The sequence below is a fragment of the Collimonas sp. OK607 genome, from assembly GCF_900111995.1.
Taxonomy (GTDB): Bacteria; Pseudomonadota; Gammaproteobacteria; order Burkholderiales; family Burkholderiaceae_D; genus Collimonas.
On sequence record NZ_FOKF01000033.1, the window covers coordinates 12,619 to 33,004 of the forward strand.

Annotated in this window: 18 protein-coding genes and 1 tRNA gene; 16 read left to right on the forward strand and 3 right to left on the reverse strand. The window is 54.9% G+C overall.

What is annotated here, in order from left to right; translation table 11 throughout:
- Window positions 1-95 precede the first annotated feature (95 nt).
- The 7 genes from ilvA to BM029_RS19390 all read left to right on the forward strand — a co-directional run bounded on the left by ilvA (window position 96) and on the right by BM029_RS19390 (window position 6,836).
- Entirely contained in the window at window positions 96-1,622 is a 1,527-nt protein-coding gene (gene ilvA / locus BM029_RS19360; RefSeq protein ID WP_092438817.1) for a threonine ammonia-lyase, biosynthetic, read from the forward strand.
- A gap of 156 nt (window positions 1,623-1,778) precedes the next feature.
- A complete protein-coding gene (gene queF / locus BM029_RS19365; RefSeq protein WP_092438819.1) occupies window positions 1,779-2,618 on the forward strand; it encodes an NADPH-dependent 7-cyano-7-deazaguanine reductase QueF in 840 nt (279 codons plus the stop codon).
- A 145-nt stretch (window positions 2,619-2,763) separates the two neighbouring features.
- Entirely contained in the window at window positions 2,764-3,375 is a 612-nt protein-coding gene (locus BM029_RS19370) for a hypothetical protein (RefSeq protein WP_092438820.1), read from the forward strand.
- 328 nt (window positions 3,376-3,703) lie between these two features.
- Window positions 3,704-4,180: a PTS sugar transporter subunit IIA gene (locus BM029_RS19375; RefSeq protein WP_092414263.1), complete on the forward strand. Its 477-nt coding sequence runs from the start codon at window positions 3,704-3,706 to the stop codon at window positions 4,178-4,180.
- Window positions 4,181-4,282: 102 nt separating this feature from the next.
- Entirely contained in the window at window positions 4,283-5,230 is a 948-nt protein-coding gene (gene hprK / locus BM029_RS19380; RefSeq protein WP_092414262.1) for an HPr(Ser) kinase/phosphatase, read from the forward strand.
- Window positions 5,231-5,297: 67 nt separating this feature from the next.
- Entirely contained in the window at window positions 5,298-6,161 is an 864-nt protein-coding gene (rapZ, locus tag BM029_RS19385) for an RNase adapter RapZ (protein ID WP_092438822.1), read from the forward strand.
- A 48-nt stretch (window positions 6,162-6,209) separates the two neighbouring features.
- Window positions 6,210-6,836, forward strand: a complete 627-nt coding sequence (locus BM029_RS19390) for an LON peptidase substrate-binding domain-containing protein (RefSeq protein WP_092438824.1) — start codon at window positions 6,210-6,212, stop codon at window positions 6,834-6,836.
- Window positions 6,837-7,109: 273 nt separating this feature from the next.
- Here the strand turns inward: BM029_RS19390 and mutY are convergent, their stop codons facing one another.
- From mutY to mutM, 3 genes are all read right to left on the reverse strand, one after another.
- Complete coding sequence (gene mutY, locus BM029_RS19395) at window positions 7,110-8,246, reverse strand: A/G-specific adenine glycosylase (RefSeq protein WP_092438826.1); 1,137 nt, start codon at window positions 8,244-8,246, stop codon at window positions 7,110-7,112.
- Window positions 8,247-10,184, reverse strand: coding sequence for a dynamin family protein (locus BM029_RS19400; protein ID WP_092438828.1), 1,938 nt, complete (start codon window positions 10,182-10,184; stop codon window positions 8,247-8,249).
- A gap of 105 nt (window positions 10,185-10,289) precedes the next feature.
- On the reverse strand, window positions 10,290-11,111 hold the full coding sequence (mutM, locus tag BM029_RS19405; protein ID WP_092438830.1) for a bifunctional DNA-formamidopyrimidine glycosylase/DNA-(apurinic or apyrimidinic site) lyase: 822 nt from the start codon (window positions 11,109-11,111) through the stop codon (window positions 10,290-10,292).
- A gap of 229 nt (window positions 11,112-11,340) precedes the next feature.
- Between mutM and BM029_RS19410 the strand changes: the two genes are divergently transcribed.
- The 9 genes from BM029_RS19410 to ychF all read left to right on the forward strand — a co-directional run bounded on the left by BM029_RS19410 (window position 11,341) and on the right by ychF (window position 20,253).
- On the forward strand, window positions 11,341-13,164 hold the full coding sequence (locus tag BM029_RS19410; protein WP_244545128.1) for a tetratricopeptide repeat protein: 1,824 nt from the start codon (window positions 11,341-11,343) through the stop codon (window positions 13,162-13,164).
- Window positions 13,161-13,868, forward strand: coding sequence for a lipoprotein insertase outer membrane protein LolB (gene lolB / locus BM029_RS19415; RefSeq protein ID WP_244545129.1), 708 nt, complete (start codon window positions 13,161-13,163; stop codon window positions 13,866-13,868). Before BM029_RS19410 ends, lolB begins: the two co-directional genes overlap by 4 nt.
- A 25-nt stretch (window positions 13,869-13,893) precedes the next feature.
- Window positions 13,894-14,778: a 4-(cytidine 5'-diphospho)-2-C-methyl-D-erythritol kinase gene (gene ispE, locus BM029_RS19420; RefSeq protein ID WP_092438834.1), complete on the forward strand. Its 885-nt coding sequence runs from the start codon at window positions 13,894-13,896 to the stop codon at window positions 14,776-14,778.
- A gap of 86 nt (window positions 14,779-14,864) precedes the next feature.
- Window positions 14,865-14,941 (forward strand) — tRNA-Gln (locus tag BM029_RS19425).
- A 175-nt stretch (window positions 14,942-15,116) separates the two neighbouring features.
- Window positions 15,117-16,067: a ribose-phosphate pyrophosphokinase gene (locus BM029_RS19430; protein ID WP_038485244.1), complete on the forward strand. Its 951-nt coding sequence runs from the start codon at window positions 15,117-15,119 to the stop codon at window positions 16,065-16,067.
- A 120-nt stretch (window positions 16,068-16,187) separates the two neighbouring features.
- Window positions 16,188-16,814, forward strand: a complete 627-nt coding sequence (locus BM029_RS19435) for a 50S ribosomal protein L25/general stress protein Ctc (RefSeq protein WP_092438836.1) — start codon at window positions 16,188-16,190, stop codon at window positions 16,812-16,814.
- Window positions 16,815-17,013: 199 nt separating this feature from the next.
- Window positions 17,014-17,598, forward strand: a complete 585-nt coding sequence (gene pth, locus BM029_RS19440; RefSeq protein WP_092438838.1) for an aminoacyl-tRNA hydrolase — start codon at window positions 17,014-17,016, stop codon at window positions 17,596-17,598.
- A 102-nt stretch (window positions 17,599-17,700) separates the two neighbouring features.
- Window positions 17,701-18,873, forward strand: a complete 1,173-nt coding sequence (locus BM029_RS19445; protein WP_092438840.1) for an acyltransferase family protein — start codon at window positions 17,701-17,703, stop codon at window positions 18,871-18,873.
- A 288-nt stretch (window positions 18,874-19,161) separates the two neighbouring features.
- Window positions 19,162-20,253, forward strand: a complete 1,092-nt coding sequence (gene ychF / locus BM029_RS19450; RefSeq protein WP_092438842.1) for a redox-regulated ATPase YchF — start codon at window positions 19,162-19,164, stop codon at window positions 20,251-20,253.
- Window positions 20,254-20,386 lie beyond the last annotated feature (133 nt).

The window sequence follows — 20,386 nt, forward strand, 5'->3', positions numbered from 1 at the left end:
CTGTTCCTTCCGGCCTGATCCTGTTGCCGACCACGCTTCTGACTGGTTTCCGACCATGCCCGCGGCGCGCTCGACAGCCATAATTTGACAACAACATGACCACAGACTATTTGCAGAAAATCCTCACCGCCCGCGTCTACGATGTCGCGGTCGAATCCCCGCTTGAATTTGCGTCGACGCTGTCGCAACGCATTGGCAACCCGATTTATTTCAAGCGTGAAGATGTGCAAAGCGTGTTCAGTTTCAAATTGCGCGGCGCCTACAACAAGATGGCCAGCCTGACCCCGGCCCAGCTCAAGCGCGGCGTGATTTGCGCTTCCGCAGGCAACCATGCGCAAGGGCTGGCGCTGTCTGCCGCCAAGCTCGGCTGCCGCGCCGTGATCGTGATGCCGACCACCACGCCACAAGTCAAGGTCGACGCGGTGCGGGCCCGAGGCGGCGAAGTGGTACTGTTCGGCGACTCCTATACCGACGCCTACAACCACGCGCTGACACTGGAAAAGAAACTCAAGCTGACGTTCGTGCATCCGTTCGACGATCCGCATGTGATCGCCGGCCAGGGCACCATCGGCATGGAAATCCTGCGCCAGCACGCAGGACCGATCCACGCGATCTTCGTGCCGATCGGCGGCGGCGGCCTGATTGCCGGCATCGCGGCCTATGTCAAAGCGGTACGGCCCGAGATCAAGATCATCGGCGTGCAAACTACCGACTCCGACGCCATGGCGCGCAGCCTGAAGGCCGGCCGTCGCGTCACGCTACCGGATGTCGGCCTGTTCGCCGACGGTACTGCAGTCAAGCTGGTGGGTGAAGAAACATTCCGCCTGGCGCGCATGTATGTGGACGAAGTGATCCTGGTCGATACCGATGCGGTCTGCACCGCGATCAAAGACGTTTTCCAGGATACCCGCAGCATTCTGGAACCGTCCGGAGCGTTGGCGGTGGCTGGCGCCAAAGCCTATGTCGAACGCGCCAAAGGCACCCGCAAGCCGATCAAGGACCAAACCCTGATCACCATTGCGTCCGGCGCCAACATGAATTTCGACCGCTTGCGCTTCGTCGCCGAAATGGCCGATATCGGCCAATTGCGCGAAGTCGTGTATGCCGTCACCATCCCGGAAGAGCACGGCAGCTTCCGCCGTTTCTGCGAGCTGGTCGGGCCGCGCAACGTCACCGAGTTCAACTATCGCATCAGCGATGAGAAAATCGCCCATGTGTTTGTCGGCGTACAAACTTCAAGCGGTGAAGAAGCTAGCCTGATCGCCAAGAATTTCGAGAAGCACGGCTTTAACACGCTCGACCTGACGCATGACGAACTGGCCAAGGTCCATGTGCGGCATCTGGTGGGCGGCAAGAGCCCGTTGGCGAAAGACGAATTGCTGTACCGCTTTGAATTCCCGGAGCGTCCGGGCGCGCTGATGCGCTTTTTGAATTCGATGGCGCCGGACTGGAATATCAGTCTGTTCCACTATCGTAGCCAGGGCGGCGACGTCGGCCGCATCCTGGTCGGACTGCAAGTACCGAAAAAGGAAATGAAAGCTTTCCGCGCATTCCTGGCGGGCCTGGGCTATCGCTATTGGGATGAAAGCAATAATCCGGTCTATAAATTGTTTCTGGGCTAAAACTATCAGCCTCGCTTGCGGTAGCTGCCACCGCAAGCAGGTCCTACACTAAAATCGGCCTCGAAACACATTCTGATACATGGCATTTAAGGTGCGACATCAGGCCCGGCGTGCTTTTCTGGCAAAATACTGCTTTATCAAGCATAAGCAAACGCCATGAGCACACCGAATACGCCTGACGCTTCGCCGTTAGGCAAACCCGCCGCCTACCAGACGCAATACCAGCCATCACTGCTATTTCCGATTGCCCGCCTGGGTAAGCGCGAAGAAATCGGCATTAGCGGCACGCTGCCGTTTTTCGGCGTCGATATCTGGAACGCCTACGAGGTATCCTGGCTCAATTTGCGCGGCAAGCCGCAGGTCGCTATCGCCACGTTCACGGTGCCGGCGGATTCACCTAACATCGTCGAATCGAAATCGTTCAAGCTGTACCTGAATTCCTTCAACCAGACCAAGCTGGCTGACACCGATGCGTTGCTGCAGCTATTGCGCACCGACCTGTCGGCTGGTTTCGGCGCTCCGGCACATGTCACCCTGACAACTGCAGATGCTTTCTCCGAACTCAAGCTGCAAGAGCCGCAGGGCTTGCTGCTGGACCGGCTGGATATTGAAGTAAATGAATACCAGCCAAACCCATCGCTATTGAAAAGCGACCCGAACCAGGTTGTTGTAGAAGAGACTTTTGTATCGCATTTGCTGAAATCGAATTGCCTGGTTACCGGCCAGCCTGACTGGGGCAGCGTGCAGATCCATTATGTAGGCGCCGCCATCGACCAGGAAAGCTTGCTCAAGTACCTGATCAGCTTCCGCGACCATAACGAATTCCATGAACAATGCGTCGAACGGATATTTATGGACCTGATGCGCAACTGTTCGCCACAAAAGTTGTCTGTATACGCGCGCTATACCCGGCGCGGTGGTCTCGATATCAATCCATGGCGCAGCAATTTCTCCACTCCGCAGCCACCGTTGAATTGGCGCCAGGCACGGCAATAGTTAACAATTAGCTACGGGGTTAGCCACAAATCGTGGCAAAAAGACAGCACTTAAATAGCTGAATGACAATTAATTGGTCAGGATTATTGACGTTCAAAGGATCGGCGTCTACCTTACGACCTCGCTGTAAAGGATTCTTTTAAACATGACAATTTTTTCTCGTTTTACCGCTCTCAAACGCACCGCTTTGCTATCCTGCATGACCGCACTCGTCGCTGTGGGTGCTCCAGCCCACGCTCAGGAAACCCCGGACACCACCGGCTGGTTCAGCAAAACTCTCACACAGACCAAAAACCGGCTCGACAATATTGTCGAAAACGGCGACATGGAAGTGTATCTGTCGGGTTACGCCTATCACGGCCGTCGAACCTATACGAAAGAGCGCATCGAGGAATTGAATGAAAAGGCCTGGGGCCTGGGTGGCGGCCGCACTATCCGCAATGAAGACGGCAATGATGAATCCCTGTACCTGTTTGCGATCCGCGATTCCCACTACAAGCCACAGGTCATGGCTGGTTATGCCTATGAATGGATCTGGAATGTACCAAAGACACCGGTCGAAGTAGGCGCCGGCTATACCGCCATGTTGATGAGCCGCCAGGATTATTTCGGCGGCTTTCCGTTCCCGATAGCGTTACCAGTCGTGTCGCTGGGCGTAAAAGGCGCCAAGTTAATGGGATCCTATGTGCCCCGCCTGTCGCAAAATAAGGGCAATGGCGACGTCTGGCTGATATTTGCACGCTTTGAAGTTAAGTAAAAACTCAGGTCAACCGGCCAAAACGATGACCGCAAGTTGATGTTGTTGGCTGGAATCAAGTCTATAATCCGAGATGGGCGCCATTAATGACGGCCGGAAGTTAATAACACCGTAGCCTGAGTTATGCTGACTTGGGCCAGAACCGGGGGAGACGTTGCAATAACAGCTACAATCACATTATTGCGATCAGTAGCGCGTAATCCCGAGATTGGCCTGTTTTCGATATGCTGCGGCAGTTTTAGTGGTGGCCTGAATGGTTACTTGAATGCTGACCTGAACACTGACTTAGACACAACCACCCGTATTGTGCCGCATACCACTTTGTATTATGACTAATCTTGCAAAAATCCTGCCCGCACAAAATGTGGCGCTGGATCTGGAAGTCTCCAGTAAAAAACGCGCCTTCGAACAAGCCGGTTTACTCTTCGAAAACAATTGCGGGATTGCCCGCTCTACCGTCTCCGACAACCTGTTTGCGCGTGAACGTCTAGGTTCTACCGGCCTTGGCCACGGCGTCGCCGTGCCGCATGGTCGCGTCAAGGGATTGAAAGCGCCGCTGGCCGCCTTTGTGCGCCTGGCCGAACCGATTCCCTTCGAATCGCCGGACGGCGAACCGGTCAGCTTGCTGGTGTTTTTGCTGATTCCGGACAACGTCACCCAGCAACATCTGGAAATCCTGTCGGAAATCGCTGAAATGTTTTCCAGCGATGCCTTCCGCACCATTCTGGCCAGCGATCCCGATCCGGCCTCGGTACACGCCCATATCGTCGCCTGGCAGCCCATGGGCACCGAAAATGCTACATAATTTGGTGTAGGAACCTGCTGGTTCCAAGAAGACAGCGCTCATCGTGTCCGGGTCGCCCGCGGGCGATCTTACTTTGCCACCTAACCAAGTCAGACGCCAACCATGCCCGTTTCCACGCCCTTATCGATTCAGCAGCTGTATGACGAAAACCGTGAATCGTTGCAATTAGGCTGGTTTGCCGGTTTCCCCGGCGGCGAACGCCTGATTTCCGGCGATGCTGCCTCGGCGGCCGACCAGGTCGGCCATCTGAACCTGATCCATCCAGGCCGGATCCAGGTCTTCGGCCATCAGGAAACCGAATACTATCAACGCCTCTCGCCAGCCTCGCGAGTCCACCAGACTGCTGAACTGGTGGCCGGCGCACCACCCGCCTTCATCATCGCGCAAGGATTGGCGACGCCGCCGAACATTCTTGAGATCTGCGACGAAAAAAATATCCCGCTGTTTTCGACGCCGTTGCCGGCAGCGCAGGTAATCGATTATCTGCGGGTATACCTGTCGAAAAAACTTGCGCAACGGATCACCATGCACGGTGTGTTCATGGACGTGCTGGGAGTTGGCGTGCTGATTACCGGCGAATCAGGCCTCGGCAAAAGCGAACTGGGGCTGGAACTGATTTCGCGCAGCCATGGCCTGGTGGCCGACGATGCGGTAGAATTTTCCCGCATTGCACCGAACATGATCGAGGGACGCTGCCCGCATTTGCTGCAAAATCTGCTTGAGGTACGCGGCCTGGGCCTGCTCGATATCAAGACGATCTTCGGCGAAACCGCGGTACGCCGCAAAATGCGCCTCAAGCTGATTGTGCATCTGGTGCGGCGCGCCACCCTGGAAGAAAATTACGAGCGCCTGCCGCTTGATGCTCAACACCAGGAAGTGCTGGGGCTGGCGATCCGCAAGGTCATCATTCCAGTGGCCGCCGGCCGCAATATCGCGGTACTGCTTGAAGCAGCGGTACGCAATACCATTCTGCAATTACGCGGCATCGATACACTCAAGGATTTTATCGCCCGCCAGCGTATTGCGATGGATAGCGACAGCGATCTCTGAATCTGCAGGATGGGCACATCGTGCCTACCCACGTTCTCGATTACCGTACTTACGGTATCATTGAATAATGCGCATAATTCTTATCACCGGCATCTCCGGCTCCGGCAAATCAGTCGCCCTTCGCGTGCTCGAAGATGCGGGTTATTTTTGCGTCGACAATCTGCCGCCGACCTTGTTGCGGGATCTGGTCGCAACGCGGCAGCATGAGGGCGCGCAAATGCTGGCGGTGGCTACCGACGCTCGCAGCGCCGACTCGCTTACCGGCCTGGCGTCGGACATCCGGCAATTAAAGGCGGAAGGATGTGACGTGAAAGTGTTCTTCCTGACAGCGCAGACCGAATCCCTGATTGCCCGCTTTTCCGAAACCCGCCGCAGCCATCCGTTATCGCACCGCCTGCTGCCGGGCCAGAATCCGGCAGACCGCCTGACATTGACCGAATGCATTTTGAATGAACGCGAGATGCTGGTTGAAATCCAGGGTATCGGCCATACGATCGACACTTCCGACGTCAGCGCCAACCGGCTGCGCAGCTGGATCAAGGAACTGGTCGATACCGAACCGGCGCCGCTGACCTTGCTGTTCGAATCGTTTGCCTTCAAACGCGGCGTGCCGCTCGATGCCGACCTGGTGTTCGACGTGCGCATGCTGCCGAATCCTCATTACGACGCCAATCTGCGTCCGCTGACCGGGCGCGATCAGCCCGTCATCGCTTTCCTGGAAGACTTGCCGAAGGTAACCGACCTGCTCGGCGACATCCGCAATTTTGTCGAGAAATGGCTGCCGGCGTTCAAGGACGACAACCGCAGCTATCTGACGGTAGCGATCGGTTGTACCGGCGGCCAGCATCGCTCGGTGTATATGGTCGAACAGCTGGCGCAATATTTCCAGGTTTCCGAACGCGTGGTGCGACGTCACCGCGAACTGGGCTAGACGAACTGGCTTTTTAGTTCGTGACTCGCTTCACATCCCTCTTTTACCATGTCCGAAAATAACCACTGGATTCCGCTGTTCCCACTCAATACCGTGCTGTTTCCCGGCGGCGTACTGCCGCTCAAGGTATTTGAAACCCGTTACCTCGACATGCTGCGCGAATGCATGAGAACCGAGCAGCCGTTCGGCGTGGTATTGATCAAATCCGGGCAAGAGGTTGGCAAAGCGGCCGAACCCGAAAGCGTCGGCTGCCTGACCAGGATTACAGAGTGGGACATGCAGGATCTGGGTGTGATGATGTTGCGCACCGAAGGCAGCCAGCGGTTCCGGATTGTGGAGCAACGGGTGTTGCCCGACCAGCGCGTGGAAGCGCAAATAACGCTGATCGAGGCCGATCAGGCAACCCGTCCCGATGAAGTACATCTGCAATGTGCCAGTACTTTGAAGCTGGTGATTGACGACATCGACAAGAAAAGCCGCGCCACACATGGCGCAAATTTCGCCAGCCCGTTTGCGCTGCCGATGCAATTCGACAATGCGGGCTGGGTTGCCAACCGCTGGTGTGAAATCCTGCCGATTCCATTGAAAGCGCGCCAGAAGCTATTGGAACTGATCGACGGCCGCGAGCGGCTGGGCGTAGTCCATCAATATCTTCTGCAGCACAACATCATCTAAGCTTTGGTACGTGGATGCGAATCGACGACATAGTGATCTGGGGTCAGAGTCGACTTTCGCAGGCTTTATCGCGAAACTCGACTCTGACCCCACATCACGGTTTCGGAGAAATGTAGTTCACTTATCGTCTGCTTTTTTCTTTTTGTTTTACGACTCCTGCTCCGTGGTCCACTAAGCGGGGTCAGAGTGAAGTTTGGGCGGTGAAGCATACCGAAAGCTCACTCTGACCCCGGTTAGTTCGGATTGCTCTTCGCACAGACCGCAACTACAAATTCAAGCGAACAAATCAGCTTCGCGAAAGACTTCCAGCAACAATTTCTTGACCGGCGCCGGCAACGGCGCGTCTGCCAGTTTTTCAGCCGGATACCATACGTAGTTGGCCTGGGCGATACCTTCCAGTCGTCGCTCAAGCGCAATCTGGAATGGTGATATCTGCAATTTGAAATGCGTAAAGACGTGGGTGAACGGTTGCAGCGGTTCGCATGATGCGACTACGCCTAACGCAGCGGTGGCGCGACTTAACGTTGCCTCGAAATCTGCTCCCGGCGCGATTTCCGGCAGCGACAGCAAGCCGCCCCAGATACCGCTGTCGGGACGCTGCTCCAGCAAAACCTGATGTCGATCGACGATCACCAGCATGCCGGTATGTTTTTCGGGAATGGCTTTTTTCGGTTTGCGTACCGGCAGTTGTCCAACCCGGTCGGTGGCCAGCGCGACGCAGCGTTGCGCCAGCGGACAAGTCCCGCAAGACGGTTTGCTGCGTGTGCAAAGCGTTGCCCCGAGATCCATCAGGCCCTGGGTATACGATTCCACACCTTGTTCCGGCAACAGTGCCACTGCGCGGCGCCACATGGCATCTTCGATCGGCTTGGCGCCGGGATAACCATCGATACCGAACACCCTGGCGAACACGCGTTTGACGTTGCCATCCAAAATCGCCGCCTGCACACCGTAAGAGAATGCAGCGATGGCAGCAGCTGTCGAACGACCGATGCCTGGCAGTTCTTGCAGCAGCTCAGGATCCCGCGGAAATATCCCGCCATGCTCGGCCACCACGCGTTGCGCGCAGCGATGCAAATTGCGCGCTCGCGTGTAGTAACCCAGGCCGCTCCAATGCGCCATCACCTCTTCGCTTGGTGCGGCAGCCAGGGATTGCACATCCGGAAAGCTTGACAGGAAACGCTGGTAATAGGGAATCACAGCGGCCACCTGCGTTTGCTGCAACATGATTTCGGACAGCCAGACACGATAGGCGTCGCGCGTCTGCTGCCACGGTAATGCGTGGCGGCCGTGTTGCTTCTGCCAGAGAATCACTGCAGAAGAAAATGACGGGTCAGCAAATGCCTGCGCATCTGTAGACCCGTTACCGCCGTTGCTGCCGATACTGCTATTAGTAACTACACGTTTCATCTATACCGCAACTTTCATCGGCGCCAGTTCGCTTCCCAGCGCATTTCTCAAATCGTTTTCCAACGCCATCAAAGTATTCCTTTGTGCAGTCAGTTCCCTCTGCAGCATTTCCACCGACTCGATTTTTTCTTCCAGGCTGTCAATCGCCACATGCACCCGTTCAATCGAATCGGTACGTTGCTTGAGCTGCGATTTGTGGGCGCGGATCTGTTCCTCCAGCGGCGCCATCACCACCTTGAGCCAGGCATCGACATCGCGGTTGGCTTGCAAGAAACTCTGCTTCACGCGCGAGGCGATCGAATCGAAGAATTTCTGCATCAGCACCACCTGGCTTGTCTTCACCAACGTGACCGCGCCGAACTGGCGATGATAAGCAGTTTCGATCACGCCGATTTCATTGCGATACTTATCCAGCGAAAACGGCATCGGCGTCGACAGGGCCAGCCCGTGTTCGGTCGAGAACTTGCGGTACATGATGGTCATCATTTCCGAAATTTCATCCGTCTTCTGGCCCGACAGCATCAGGTTTTCCTGGGCCTTGTCAAAGAACTCCTTCACAGCATGGCGGAAGCCGGCGGTGAACATGCTGCCTTCCATGGTCTCCCGCGTTTTACGGATTTCTTCTTTCAGCAAACCCATGCCCAGCGTCGAAAACACGCCCGCCGACAAGCGCGCAAACACCATGCGCGTGCCCTGCAACTTCAACAGGCTTTCGTCGAATTCCTTTTTCTCGATATCGATACGCTTCATCATGTGGCTGATGATGGAAGTATTCTTGCCGCGCAAGCTCTTCAATTCCAGCAACTGCTCAACCACGCTGCGGATATGCGCCGACATCAAGGCTTGCTTGGTGACCGTCAGATCATGGATATCGCCAATCAACTGGGACCGGATGATGTCGCGCTTGGCCGGGATCAACTCGCGCGACAAAGCATTTTCCAGAGCCGGCAAACGACTTTTCTTCAGCAGATCAGGCTCACCGTTGATCTTGCCGACCAAGCCCTTTTGCGCCGAAACCGGATACACCTGCGTCTCCGCCAACCCCAGCGTGTGCGCCACGCTCGACACCTGCCGACTGATTTGCTGCTCTACCTCGAACGGCGAGCGCAGCTCATCCCACATGCTGTCGATCTTGTTCAGCACCACCATGCGGCCGGCGCCGCTGCCGATATGATGGCGCCAGACGTCGATATCGCTTTTTGTGACGCCAGTATCTGCCGCCAGGATGAACAATACCGCATGGGCGTTGGGAATCAGGTTGAGCGTCAGCTCCGGCTCGGTACCGATCGCGTTCAAACCCGGCGTATCGATAATCACCAGCCCCTCTTTCAGCAAGGGATGCGGGAAATTGACGATGGCATGGCGCCATTGAGAAATTTCGACGCGCCCCAGCGCATCGATGGTCATCGCGGCGTCCGGATCGTCCTCGTCGTAGAGGCCGTAGAGCTTGGCCTCTTCCACCGGCACCCATTTGGTCAGGCTGACCTGCTTGAAAGCTTCCAGCATGCCGTCCGTGGATGAAATATCCAGCGGCAACACCGTCCAGACATGATGTGCGCCCTTGTAGTCGCTGGTCGATTGCGATTCTGCCCGGGTTTCTATCGGCAACAGGCGGATGCACGACGGGAACGACGCGTCATACAGCAGCTCGGTCGGACACATGGTGGTGCGGCCGGCGGCTGACGGCAAGATGCGTTGGCCGTAATCGGCGAAAAAGATCGCATTGATCAGTTCCGATTTGCCACGCGAAAATTCGGCGACGAAGGCGATCGATAATTTATCGTCGGTCAGCCGCGCCAAAGCCCTGCTGATGCGCTGCTCGCTGGCGACATCCGACAGCTTCGAAGCGCTCGCCCACGTCTGATAACGTCGCAAGGCGCCCGCCACGCCGGTGCGCCACTCGCTATATTCCTGGAATTTTTGGACTAGATTGCTCACTATCTCTCTCGCCTATCTTCTCTAATTTTCTTTAATATGCACTTCTGACGTGCATTTCGGAGACGCACTTCACACACGCATTTCAGCCACGCATTTCAGCCATATTCATTTCTGACATTTTTTGCAATAAAACGTCGAACGCTGCCCCTGTTTAATCTGCGTAATCAATGCTCCACAATTTCTACACGGCAACCCAGCACGATCATAGACGAAATAACTCTGTTGGAAGTAGCCAGATTGACCATCGGCACCAATAAAATCACGTAAAGTGCTGCCACCCTTGTCAATTGCAGCCGCTAAAATTATCCGAATGGCATCAACTAGCCTTTCATAGCGCGCCAGGCTGATGCGATGCGCTGGCGTTTTTGGATTGATGCCGGCGCGAAACAGGCTCTCGGAAGCATAGATATTGCCGACCCCGACCACGATGTCGCCGGCCAGCAGCACCTGCTTGATCGGCGCGCTGCGGTTACGCGTCTTTTGATAAAGAATCTGCGCGGAGAAAATATCTTCCAGCGGCTCCAGCCCCAATCCTGCCAGCAGCACGTGCTGCTCCACCGGACCGTCGGCATCGGCATGCCAGAGCACTGCGCCGAAACGCCGCGGATCGGTCAGGCGCAGCAACTGCCGGCCAACCACCAGGTCGAAATGGTCATGCTTTTGCGGTTCAACGCCAAGTTCCAGGATACGCAGATGCCCAGACATCCCCAGATGGATAATCACAGTACCGTGATCGAAACGTAGTAATAGATACTTGCCGCGGCGGCCAGTGCTGCGTACCTTATGGCCGATCAGCAGTTGCGGCAAATCGAGCGGAAACGGCCAGCGCAGGCCGCGGTGGCGAAAGGTCACGGCAGTCACCGCACGACCGTCGAGATACGGCGCAACGCCGCGTCGCGTCACTTCGACTTCAGGTAATTCGGGCATGGTTCAGATACGTTCTTGCGTGAAATGGCATAATCGATTCAACTATTTTTATGTACTTTTTGAAACAAATCCGGAGGTGGCGACTGCGCATTGCTCTCTGGTTGGGCGTAAAATCAAGATTACCTCTGAAAACCAGTTTTCGGGAAATGACTAAGGACCTGAATGTAATATTTATTTTGGATTTCCCACATCAGGTCTCTACAAATGCATGCCAAGCCAGGATATTCCCTTGAAAAAAACCCTTGCCATTGTAACGCTCTCCACCTTGCTGTCGGCTTGCGCCGGTGTGACGCCAGGCAACGATGCTACAAATCCTGATGCTGCCGCAGGTGCAGTCAGCACAACACCTGCAGCCGCCGCAACGGCCAGTCCCGAGCAAATCACGAGCCGTAAGCTGGCGCCCAGGGTAATGCCGGTCAAGCCGCCGGAAGAACATTTGCCATCGGTGGCGTTGTCCAAGGAACTCCTGTTCAAAATACTCAGTTCCGAAATCGCTTTCCAGCGCGGCAACTGGCAATCCGCATACGTAACGCTGCTGGGCGCTGCCCAGCAAACGCGTGACCCGCGCCTGGCCCGGCGCGCGGCCGAAATGGCGCTCAGCGCCAAACAAGCCAACGAAGCGCTGGTCGCCATCCGTCTGTGGCGTGAACTTGCACCGGATTCGGACGAGGCAACCCAGTATTATCTCGGCTTCATCATGCTCAGCAACAATCTGGCAGAGGCCAGGCCAATTCTCGAAAAGCGCCTGCAAGACGCGCCGGCGCAAGCGCGTGGCGTGATGATGCTGCAGATCCAGCGTTTGCTGGCGCGGGCGCAAGACAAGGCCGGCGCGTTTACCTTGCTGGAACAACTGGTCACGCCCTACACCGCAATGTCGGAAGCGCATCTGGCGCTGGCGCAGCAAGCGTTCGGCTCAGGCAACAGCATCCGTGCTCAAGAGGAAGCGAAAATAGCGCTGAATCTCAAGCCCGATTCTGAACTGGCGATCCTGACCAGCGCGCAAGTCGCGCCGGACAGTAAAGACGTCGAACCCATCCTGACCGATTTCCTCAAGAAGTATCCAGGTTCGCGTGAAGTGCGGGTGGCTTATGCGCGTACCCTGATCGACCAGAAGAAATATGAACAGGCCCGCAGTCAATTTGAAATCCTGCTAAAAAGCGACAAGCAGGATGTCACCACTCTACTGGCGCTCGGCCTGTTAAATGCGCAGATCGGCGACACCAGGGCGGCAGAACGTTACCTGACCAGCTATGTCGATCAACTGGGCCAGCATCCTAACGAAGCACGCGACAACACCCAGGCCTTGCTGATCCTGGCGCAGATTGCCGCCGATCGGAACGACACCGATGCCGCGCTGAAATGGCTGGCGCAAGTCGAACCGGGCGATGCCTATCTGGATGCCCAGTTGCGGCGTGCCCAGTTACTGTCCAAACGCGGCGACCTGAACGGCGCGCGCAGGGTGCTGGCCGAGATCGAGACCAATGGCGAACATGAAAAAGCCCAGGTAACCCAGGTGGAAGCACAATTGCTACGCGAATCCAATCGTCCGCAAGAAGCATTCAAAGTTCTGGAGACAGCGCTCAAGACGCAACCGGAGAATCCAGACCTGCTGTACGACTACGCCATGACAGCAGAAAAACTGAACAACCTGACCGCCATGGAAATCGCGCTGCGCAAGCTGATCGCGCTGGCGCCGGAGAATCAGCAGGCGTATAACGCGCTAGGTTACTCGCTGGCAGAGCGCAATATCCGTTTGCCGGAAGCACTGGCGCTGATTCAGAAAGCGCTGGCGCTGGCGCCGCAAGATCCGTTCATTGTCGACAGCATGGGCTGGGTGCAATATCGCATGGGCAACCTGAACGAAGCCGAATCACGGCTGCGCAATGCCTACGGCTTGCTGCCCGATCCGGAAATCGGCGTGCACCTGGGTGAGGTCCTGTGGGTTAAAGGACAAAAAACCGATGCGCAAAAATTGTGGCGCGAAGTGCGCCAGAAAGACCCGCAAAACGACGCGCTGAAAAATACGCTGATCCGGCTGGGCGCCAGCATATGATGCAAGTATCAGGCAAGACCAAGAGCATCAAGACCACGTGGCCAACGCTGGCGGCAATCCGGCGCAGCGGCCTGCCGGCGGTTGCCTTGGCAGCCGTTGTGCTCAGCGGCTGCAGCACGTTGTCGCCACCGTCCACATCGACTGCCGCAACTGGCTCTAGCGTCGCCGCCGGCGCGGCAACACGGCAATATCATCAAGCCATCGACGTCAGCGGCCGCCTGTCGATACGTTATCAGCAAAACGGCAAAGACCAGGCAGTACACGGTAGCTTTACCTGGTCGCAAGACAAGCGGGAAACCGTGATCACCCTGCTCTCGCCACTGGGACAAACCCTGGCCACCATCAATATTGCGGCTGACCAGGCAACGCTCAAACAAAGCGGCCAACCGGCGCGCAGCGCCAGCGATGTCGATGCGCTGACGGTGCAGGCGCTGGGCTGGCCGTTGCCGATTGCCGGCCTGCGCGATTGGCTGCAAGGTTTCGGCCAGAGCGCCGCCGGCAAGCGCTTTACAGCGACCCCGCCGACAGCCGCCGACAGCTTCAGCGTTACGACCGCCGATAACTGGCTGATCCAATATACCAACTGGCAAGACCTCGGCAGCGGTGCCGAAAGCTATCCGAAGCGGATAGACCTGGCGCGCAACGCCACGCAAGCCGGCGATGTCGCGATCCGCATCGTCATCGACAGCCGCCAGCCACACTAAATATATCGACCACACTGAGTTTGTAATGACACGCACGTTGAACAACTGCCCCGCGCCAGCCAAGCTGAATCTGTTTTTACACGTCACCGGACGCCGCCCGGATGGCTATCATCTGCTGCAAACCGTGTTCCAGCTCGTCGATTTCAACGATCTTTTGCATTTCGAAGTGCGCGCTGACGACCAGATCCGCCGCACCACCGAGATTGCGGGTGTGCCTGAGGAAAGCGACCTGATCGTCCGCGCCGGCAAATTGCTGCAAAACGCGATACGTGAAAAAGCCGGCGCTGCAGGAATTACCCCTGCAGCATTAGGCGCAAACATCCGTATCGAAAAGAATCTGCCTATGGGCGGCGGACTGGGCGGCGGCTCTTCCGATGCCGCCACCACGCTGATGGTGCTCAACCATCTCTGGCAAGGCGGCCTGTCACGTGAAGAATTAATGGTTTTGGGTCTGCAATTGGGCGCTGATGTGCCGTTTTTCCTGTTCGGGCGGAATGCATTTGCAGAAGGAATAGGAGAAACCTTACAAATGCTTGACACCCCCGGGCTGTGGTTCGTTATAATTCAGCCCGGCGTAACAATTCCGACTGCATTAATTTTTTCAAGTTCGGAATTGACAAGGTGTACGAAACCCGTCAAAATGACGGACTTTTCGATAGGTACTAAAAAGATCTTCGGAAAAAACGATTTGGAACCCGTGGCTGCCAAGCAGTTCCCAGAAGTTGCCGATGCCATCAAATGGCTCAGTAATTATGGAGATGCCAGAATGACCGGATCCGGCGCTTGTGTTTTTTGTGACTTTACACAAGAAAACGAGGCTGAGGAAGTACTGAAACTGGTACCGAGTCACTGGAAAGCATGGAAAGCCAAGGCGATGCAGGAACATCCGCTCGCGGGGTTGCTGAAGTAGTAGAGAAGTACAGAATTCGGTTTAGCATCAGATTCAAGCGCAGCTTTCAAATGCGGCGCGGATTTATGGTAGACAACAAGTTGCGTAGGGGAATCGCCAAGCTGGTTAAGGCACTGGATTTTGATTCCAGCATTCGAAGGTTCGAATCCTTCTTCCCCTGCCATTAAATACGGACAATAATGTCCAGCAGGAAATTTGGTCTTACAGCGGTAGCAACATTACGCCGCATCAGAAATACAAAACTGCACACAGCGAACACATAAGCCGCCAACGCAAGACTGCACCAGTCTGGCATTGTCGGCTTTTCAACTTTTTAACGACAGTATCCAGGGATATCCATGGCAAACGAAAACCTGATGGTTTTTACCGGTAACGCAAACCCGGAACTAGCTATTGGAGTTGCCAAGCAACTCGGTATCCCGCTAGGCAAAGCCAACGTTACCAAATTCTCCGACGGCGAAGTAATGGTCGAGATTAACGAGAACGTGCGCGGCAAAGATGTATTTGTGCTGCAATCGACCTGCGCGCCGACCAATGACAACCTGATGGAAATCATGTTGATGGTCGATGCCCTGAAGCGTGCTTCAGCCGGCCGGATTACCGCTGCGATTCCTTATTATGGTTACGCACGACAAGACCGCCGCCCACGCTCGGCGCGGGTTGCGATTTCAGCCAAGGTTGTCGCCAACATGTTGCAGGAAGCCGGTGTCGAACGTGTCTTGATCATGGATCTGCACGCTGACCAGATTCAAGGCTTCTTCGACATTCCAGTTGACAATATTTACGCATCGCCGATTTTGCTGGGCGACCTGGTTAGCAAGAATTACGACGACCTGCTGGTCGTATCGCCGGACGTCGGCGGCGTGGTTCGCGCCCGTGCACTGGCAAAACGCCTGAATTGCGACCTGGCAATCATCGACAAGCGCCGGCCGAAGGCGAATGTGTCTGAAGTCATGAACATCATCGGTGAAGTCGAAGGCCGTAACTGCGTGATCATGGATGACATGGTAGATACCGCCGGCACCCTGACCAAGGCAGCCGAAGTATTGAAAGAGCGCGGCGCCAAGAAAGTAGTCGCTTACTGTACACATCCGGTGCTGTCCGGCCCGGCCCTCGAGCGCATCGTCAATTCGCCGCTGGATGAACTGGTAGTTGTCGATACCATCCCGCTGTCGGCAGAAGCCAAGGCCTGCGGCAAGATCCGCCAGTTGTCATGTGCAGAGTTGCTCGCCGAAACGTTCAAGCGTATTACCAAGGGCGACTCGGTCATGTCGCTGTTTGCAGAATAAGAATTCAGTTTTATCGTCCTCGCATCTGGCAACAGATGCAAAGACGACCTTAAATTCCCTGGTCGCGGGGAATTTTTACCGCCGGACATTAAATAGTCCGGCACACAATGGAGCTTCAAAATGAAAGTAATCGCATTTGTACGCAAAGAGCAGGGGACCGGAGCGAGCCGCCGCCTGCGCAATGCTGGCCAAACCCCAGGTATCGTTTATGGTGGTTCCGACGCGCCGGTGAATATCTCGCTGGACCACAATGCGCTGTACCACGCGCTGAAAAAAGAAACTTTCCACTCCTCGATCCTCGACCTCGAAATCGACGGTTCGGTACAGAAAGTTTTGCTGCGCGACTTCCAAGTCCACGCATACAAACAACTGGTATTGCACGCTGACTTCCAGCGCGTTGATGCAAAACAAGCAATCCACGTTAAAGTGCCTCTGCACTTCATCAATGCAGACGTAGCTCCTGCAGTGAAATTGTCCGGCGCCATCATCAGCCACGTTATCGCTGACCTGGACATCGCTTGCTTGCCTGCCGACCTGCCAGAATTCGTCGAAGTCGACCTGACCAACATCGAAGTCGGTCACTCGATCCACCTGGCTGACCTGAAATTGCCTAAGGGCGTGACAGCGGTTTCGCAAGAAAACCTGACTATCGCTACTGCATCGATCCCAGCCGGCAAGGTTGAAGCTGAAGCGCCAGCCGCTGCAGCTGCACCAGCTGCTGATGCTCCTGCTGCTGACAAGAAGTAATAGCAATCGTCGTATTTGCCAGAGCGGTTTTCTGGTCGAAAAACCCGCCTTCGTGGCGGGTTTTTTATTGTTGCAAAGCTGTTTAAGGTAAATCGCCGGGCCACGATAAGACACTGATGCGCAATATCCGCGATAATCGGCAAGGTCAAAAGCAGCCAGTTCAAAATCGGCACAACCCAAAAAAGTACAAAGCAAACCTATGTCCATTCGTCTCATCGTCGGCCTCGGCAATCCCGGCCCGGAATACGAGCAAACCCGTCACAACGCCGGCTTCTGGCTGGTCGACAATCTGGCCAACGAGCTCGGCTGCAAACTGGCCAGGGAAGCACGCTTCAACGCCTTCGTCGCCAAGACCAGCATTGCCCGCCAGGAAGTCTGGCTGCTGGAACCGCAGACTTTCATGAATCGCTCTGGTCAGTCGGTCGGTGCGCTGGCGCGTTTCTACAAGATCGCGACGGAAGAAATCCTGGTGGTGCATGATGAGCTGGATCTGCCGCCAGGCAGCGCCAAATTGAAAAAAGGCGGCTCCTCCGGTGGACATAATGGTTTAAAAGATATCACCGCCGCCCTTGGCACCCAGGATTACTGGCGCCTGCGGTTGGGTATCGGCCATCCGCGCAGCTTGAGCCTGCAGCAGGTTGTTGCCGACTTTGTACTGCATCGCCCACGCAAAGATGAACAAGTGCTGATTGAAGATGCGATCGGCGACAGCCTGAAAATCATTCCCCAGCTTTGCGAAGGCAAATTTGAAGCAGCGACCATGCAGTTGCATACCGCTAAATAAGGCCGCTAAAACCGTCAATACGATTGCAGACGTCAGGATTAAAAAAGCCAGAAATTAATGCTAGACAACTAATGGCTATTTGCCGCACAGGATAATGTCCGAATGAAAAACCGACTTCACGAAATTGACGGTATCCGAGGGTGGGCCGCACTTGTCGTGTTATTTTTCCATTTGATGAATGAGACATTTGGTAATTTAGTGCCGATGTTTCGCAGCGATTTCATTTATTTTTTATCCAATGGCGGCTTAGCTGTAACCGTTTTCTTTATTCTTTCCGGAGATGCACTTTCGTCTGGTTTCTCTAAAAAGGCGGATCTTACGCTCCTGGATTCACTGCTAATTAAACGGTATTTTCGTCTGACTGTCCCGATTTTGCTTTCCTGTGCAATCGTGTATGTCTTGATGCTGGCCGGAGCTAACTACAGTGTTGCCGCAGCGAAGATTGTCCATCGTGAAGATTGGCTTGGTTCGTTCATACCTTTTGAGCCAAGTTTGATTTCCCTACTGCGCTATTCGTTTTATTTAGTCTATGACGGACATTCAAAAATTGTTTCGTACAATCCATTTCTTTGGACGATGTCTATTGAGCTAGTGGGCTCACTGCTAGTCTTCCTTTATTTATATCTTTCTACCCGGCTCAAAAACCCTATTAAGATATTGTATGCAGTGATTATTTTTCTAGTCATTGCCCAATCATTTTATTGCCTTTTCTTTATCGGAGTACTGTTTGCGCAATACCGGGCAAATGGCGTCTTCAACCGACTACGCGCATCTGGTATATGGCGTTTTGCCGCTATAGCGTTACTGATAGCCATTGTAATTATCTACACATTTTCCAAAAGACAGCCATATTTCTGGCAATACATAAATATAAACGTCGTGACTTCAGCGGCTCTCGTGTTCTGTTTTTACACATCTGACTGGGCCATTGGCTTTTTCTCGTCGAAACTTTCTCATTTTCTAGGTGAAATTTCATTCCCTTTATATTTGGTCCACTTCAGTGTGATTATTTCGCTCACGTCTTTTTTAACGATTAAATTTTCCGAACTCGGGACTCTCGACACGCCCCATATCTTCTTAATCATTTTTGTTTCAATTGCAGCTAGCATTACCGCAGCGGTTATTTTCCGTCGAGTGGAGAAATCTGCGCTCAAACTTATAAACAGGCTACCTGCTCATCTGCTTTCCATGCGAAATCCATCTGACAGCTCTTTGGTGCAGAAGGATACTTCTCCGGCTTTAAAGTATTCGTCGGTCGAGCGGATTGATTCATAACGTAAAAGGTTCGTGAGCGCCATCCTGTTCGTACGCAAAAGCCGCACAAAATGCGATCAGGGAGATATAGATCGTTTTTAGGCTGCAGCCTTTGTAGAAGGCCTTCCGACAGAGTTACAATAGTCATCTTTTTTGAACAAAATCCGCGCAAAATTTGTGAAAACACTCTCGATTTTGTTGGTTTTGTTGTGCGTCTGGCAATTATAGGTCCTGTCATTGCGGACCAAATAAATCTTGAGCTGCAACGCCTATCACCACCTGTAACCTATTGATTTAGAAAGTTTTTCCATGAGTCTCAAATGCGGCATCGTCGGCCTCCCCAACGTCGGCAAATCTACCCTCTTCAATGCCCTGACTAAAGCGGGCATTCCGGCAGAAAACTATCCCTTCTGCACCATCGAGCCGAACGTCGGCATGGTAGAGGTGCCTGATCCACGCCTGAAGGCGCTGGCCGAGATCGTCAAGCCCGAGCGTATCCTGCCGGCGACCGTGGAATTTGTCGATATCGCCGGCCTGGTGGCTGGCGCCTCCAAAGGCGAAGGCCTGGGCAACCAGTTCCTCGCCCATATCCGCGAAACCGACGCCATCGTCAACGTCGTACGCTGCTTTGAAGACGACAACGTGATCCACGTGGCCGGCAAAATCAATCCGCTGGACGATATCGACGTGATCCAGACCGAGCTGGCGCTGGCCGACATGAGCACGGTTGAAAAAGCCATCCATCGCGAAAACAAGAAAGCCCGCTCCGGCGACAAGGATGCCGCCAAGCTGGTCGCCCTGCTGGAACGCCTGATGCCGGAACTTGATCAAGCCAAGCCGGTACGCGCCTGCGGTCTCGACGCCGAAGAAATGGCCCTGATCAAGCCGCTGTGCCTGATCACCGCCAAGCCGGCCATGTATGTCGCCAACGTCTCCGACCACGGCTTCACCAACAATCCCCTGCTGGATCAGCTGACCGCTTACGCTGCTTCGCAAAACGCCCCTATCGTCGCCATCTGCGCCGCCATCGAATCGGAAATCGCCGACCTGGACGAAGCTGACAAACACGAATTCCTGGCCGACATGGGCATGGAAGAACCTGGCCTGGATCGTTTGATCCGCGCCGCCTTCAAGCTGCTCGGCCTGCAAACCTACTTCACCGCCGGCGTTAAAGAAGTACGCGCATGGACCATCCATGTGGGCGATACCGGCCCGCAAGCAGCAGGCGTGATCCACACCGACTTCGAACGCGGCTTCATCCGCGCCCAAACCATCGCCTATGACGACTTCATCAGCCACAAGGGTGAACAAGGCGCCAAGGAAGCCGGCAAGATGCGTGCTGAAGGCAAGGAGTATGTGGTCAAGGACGGCGACGTCTTGAATTTCCTGTTTAACGTTTAAATCTGCTTAAAAATCCGTTTCGATGGGCAGATTGACTGCCCTGATCGAATTGCGGTGACTGCCCCCGATTCAAAAACCAGCAAAGCCCGGCCCTCTCCCCAGCAACTCGGGGAATGAGCGCCGGGCTTTTCTA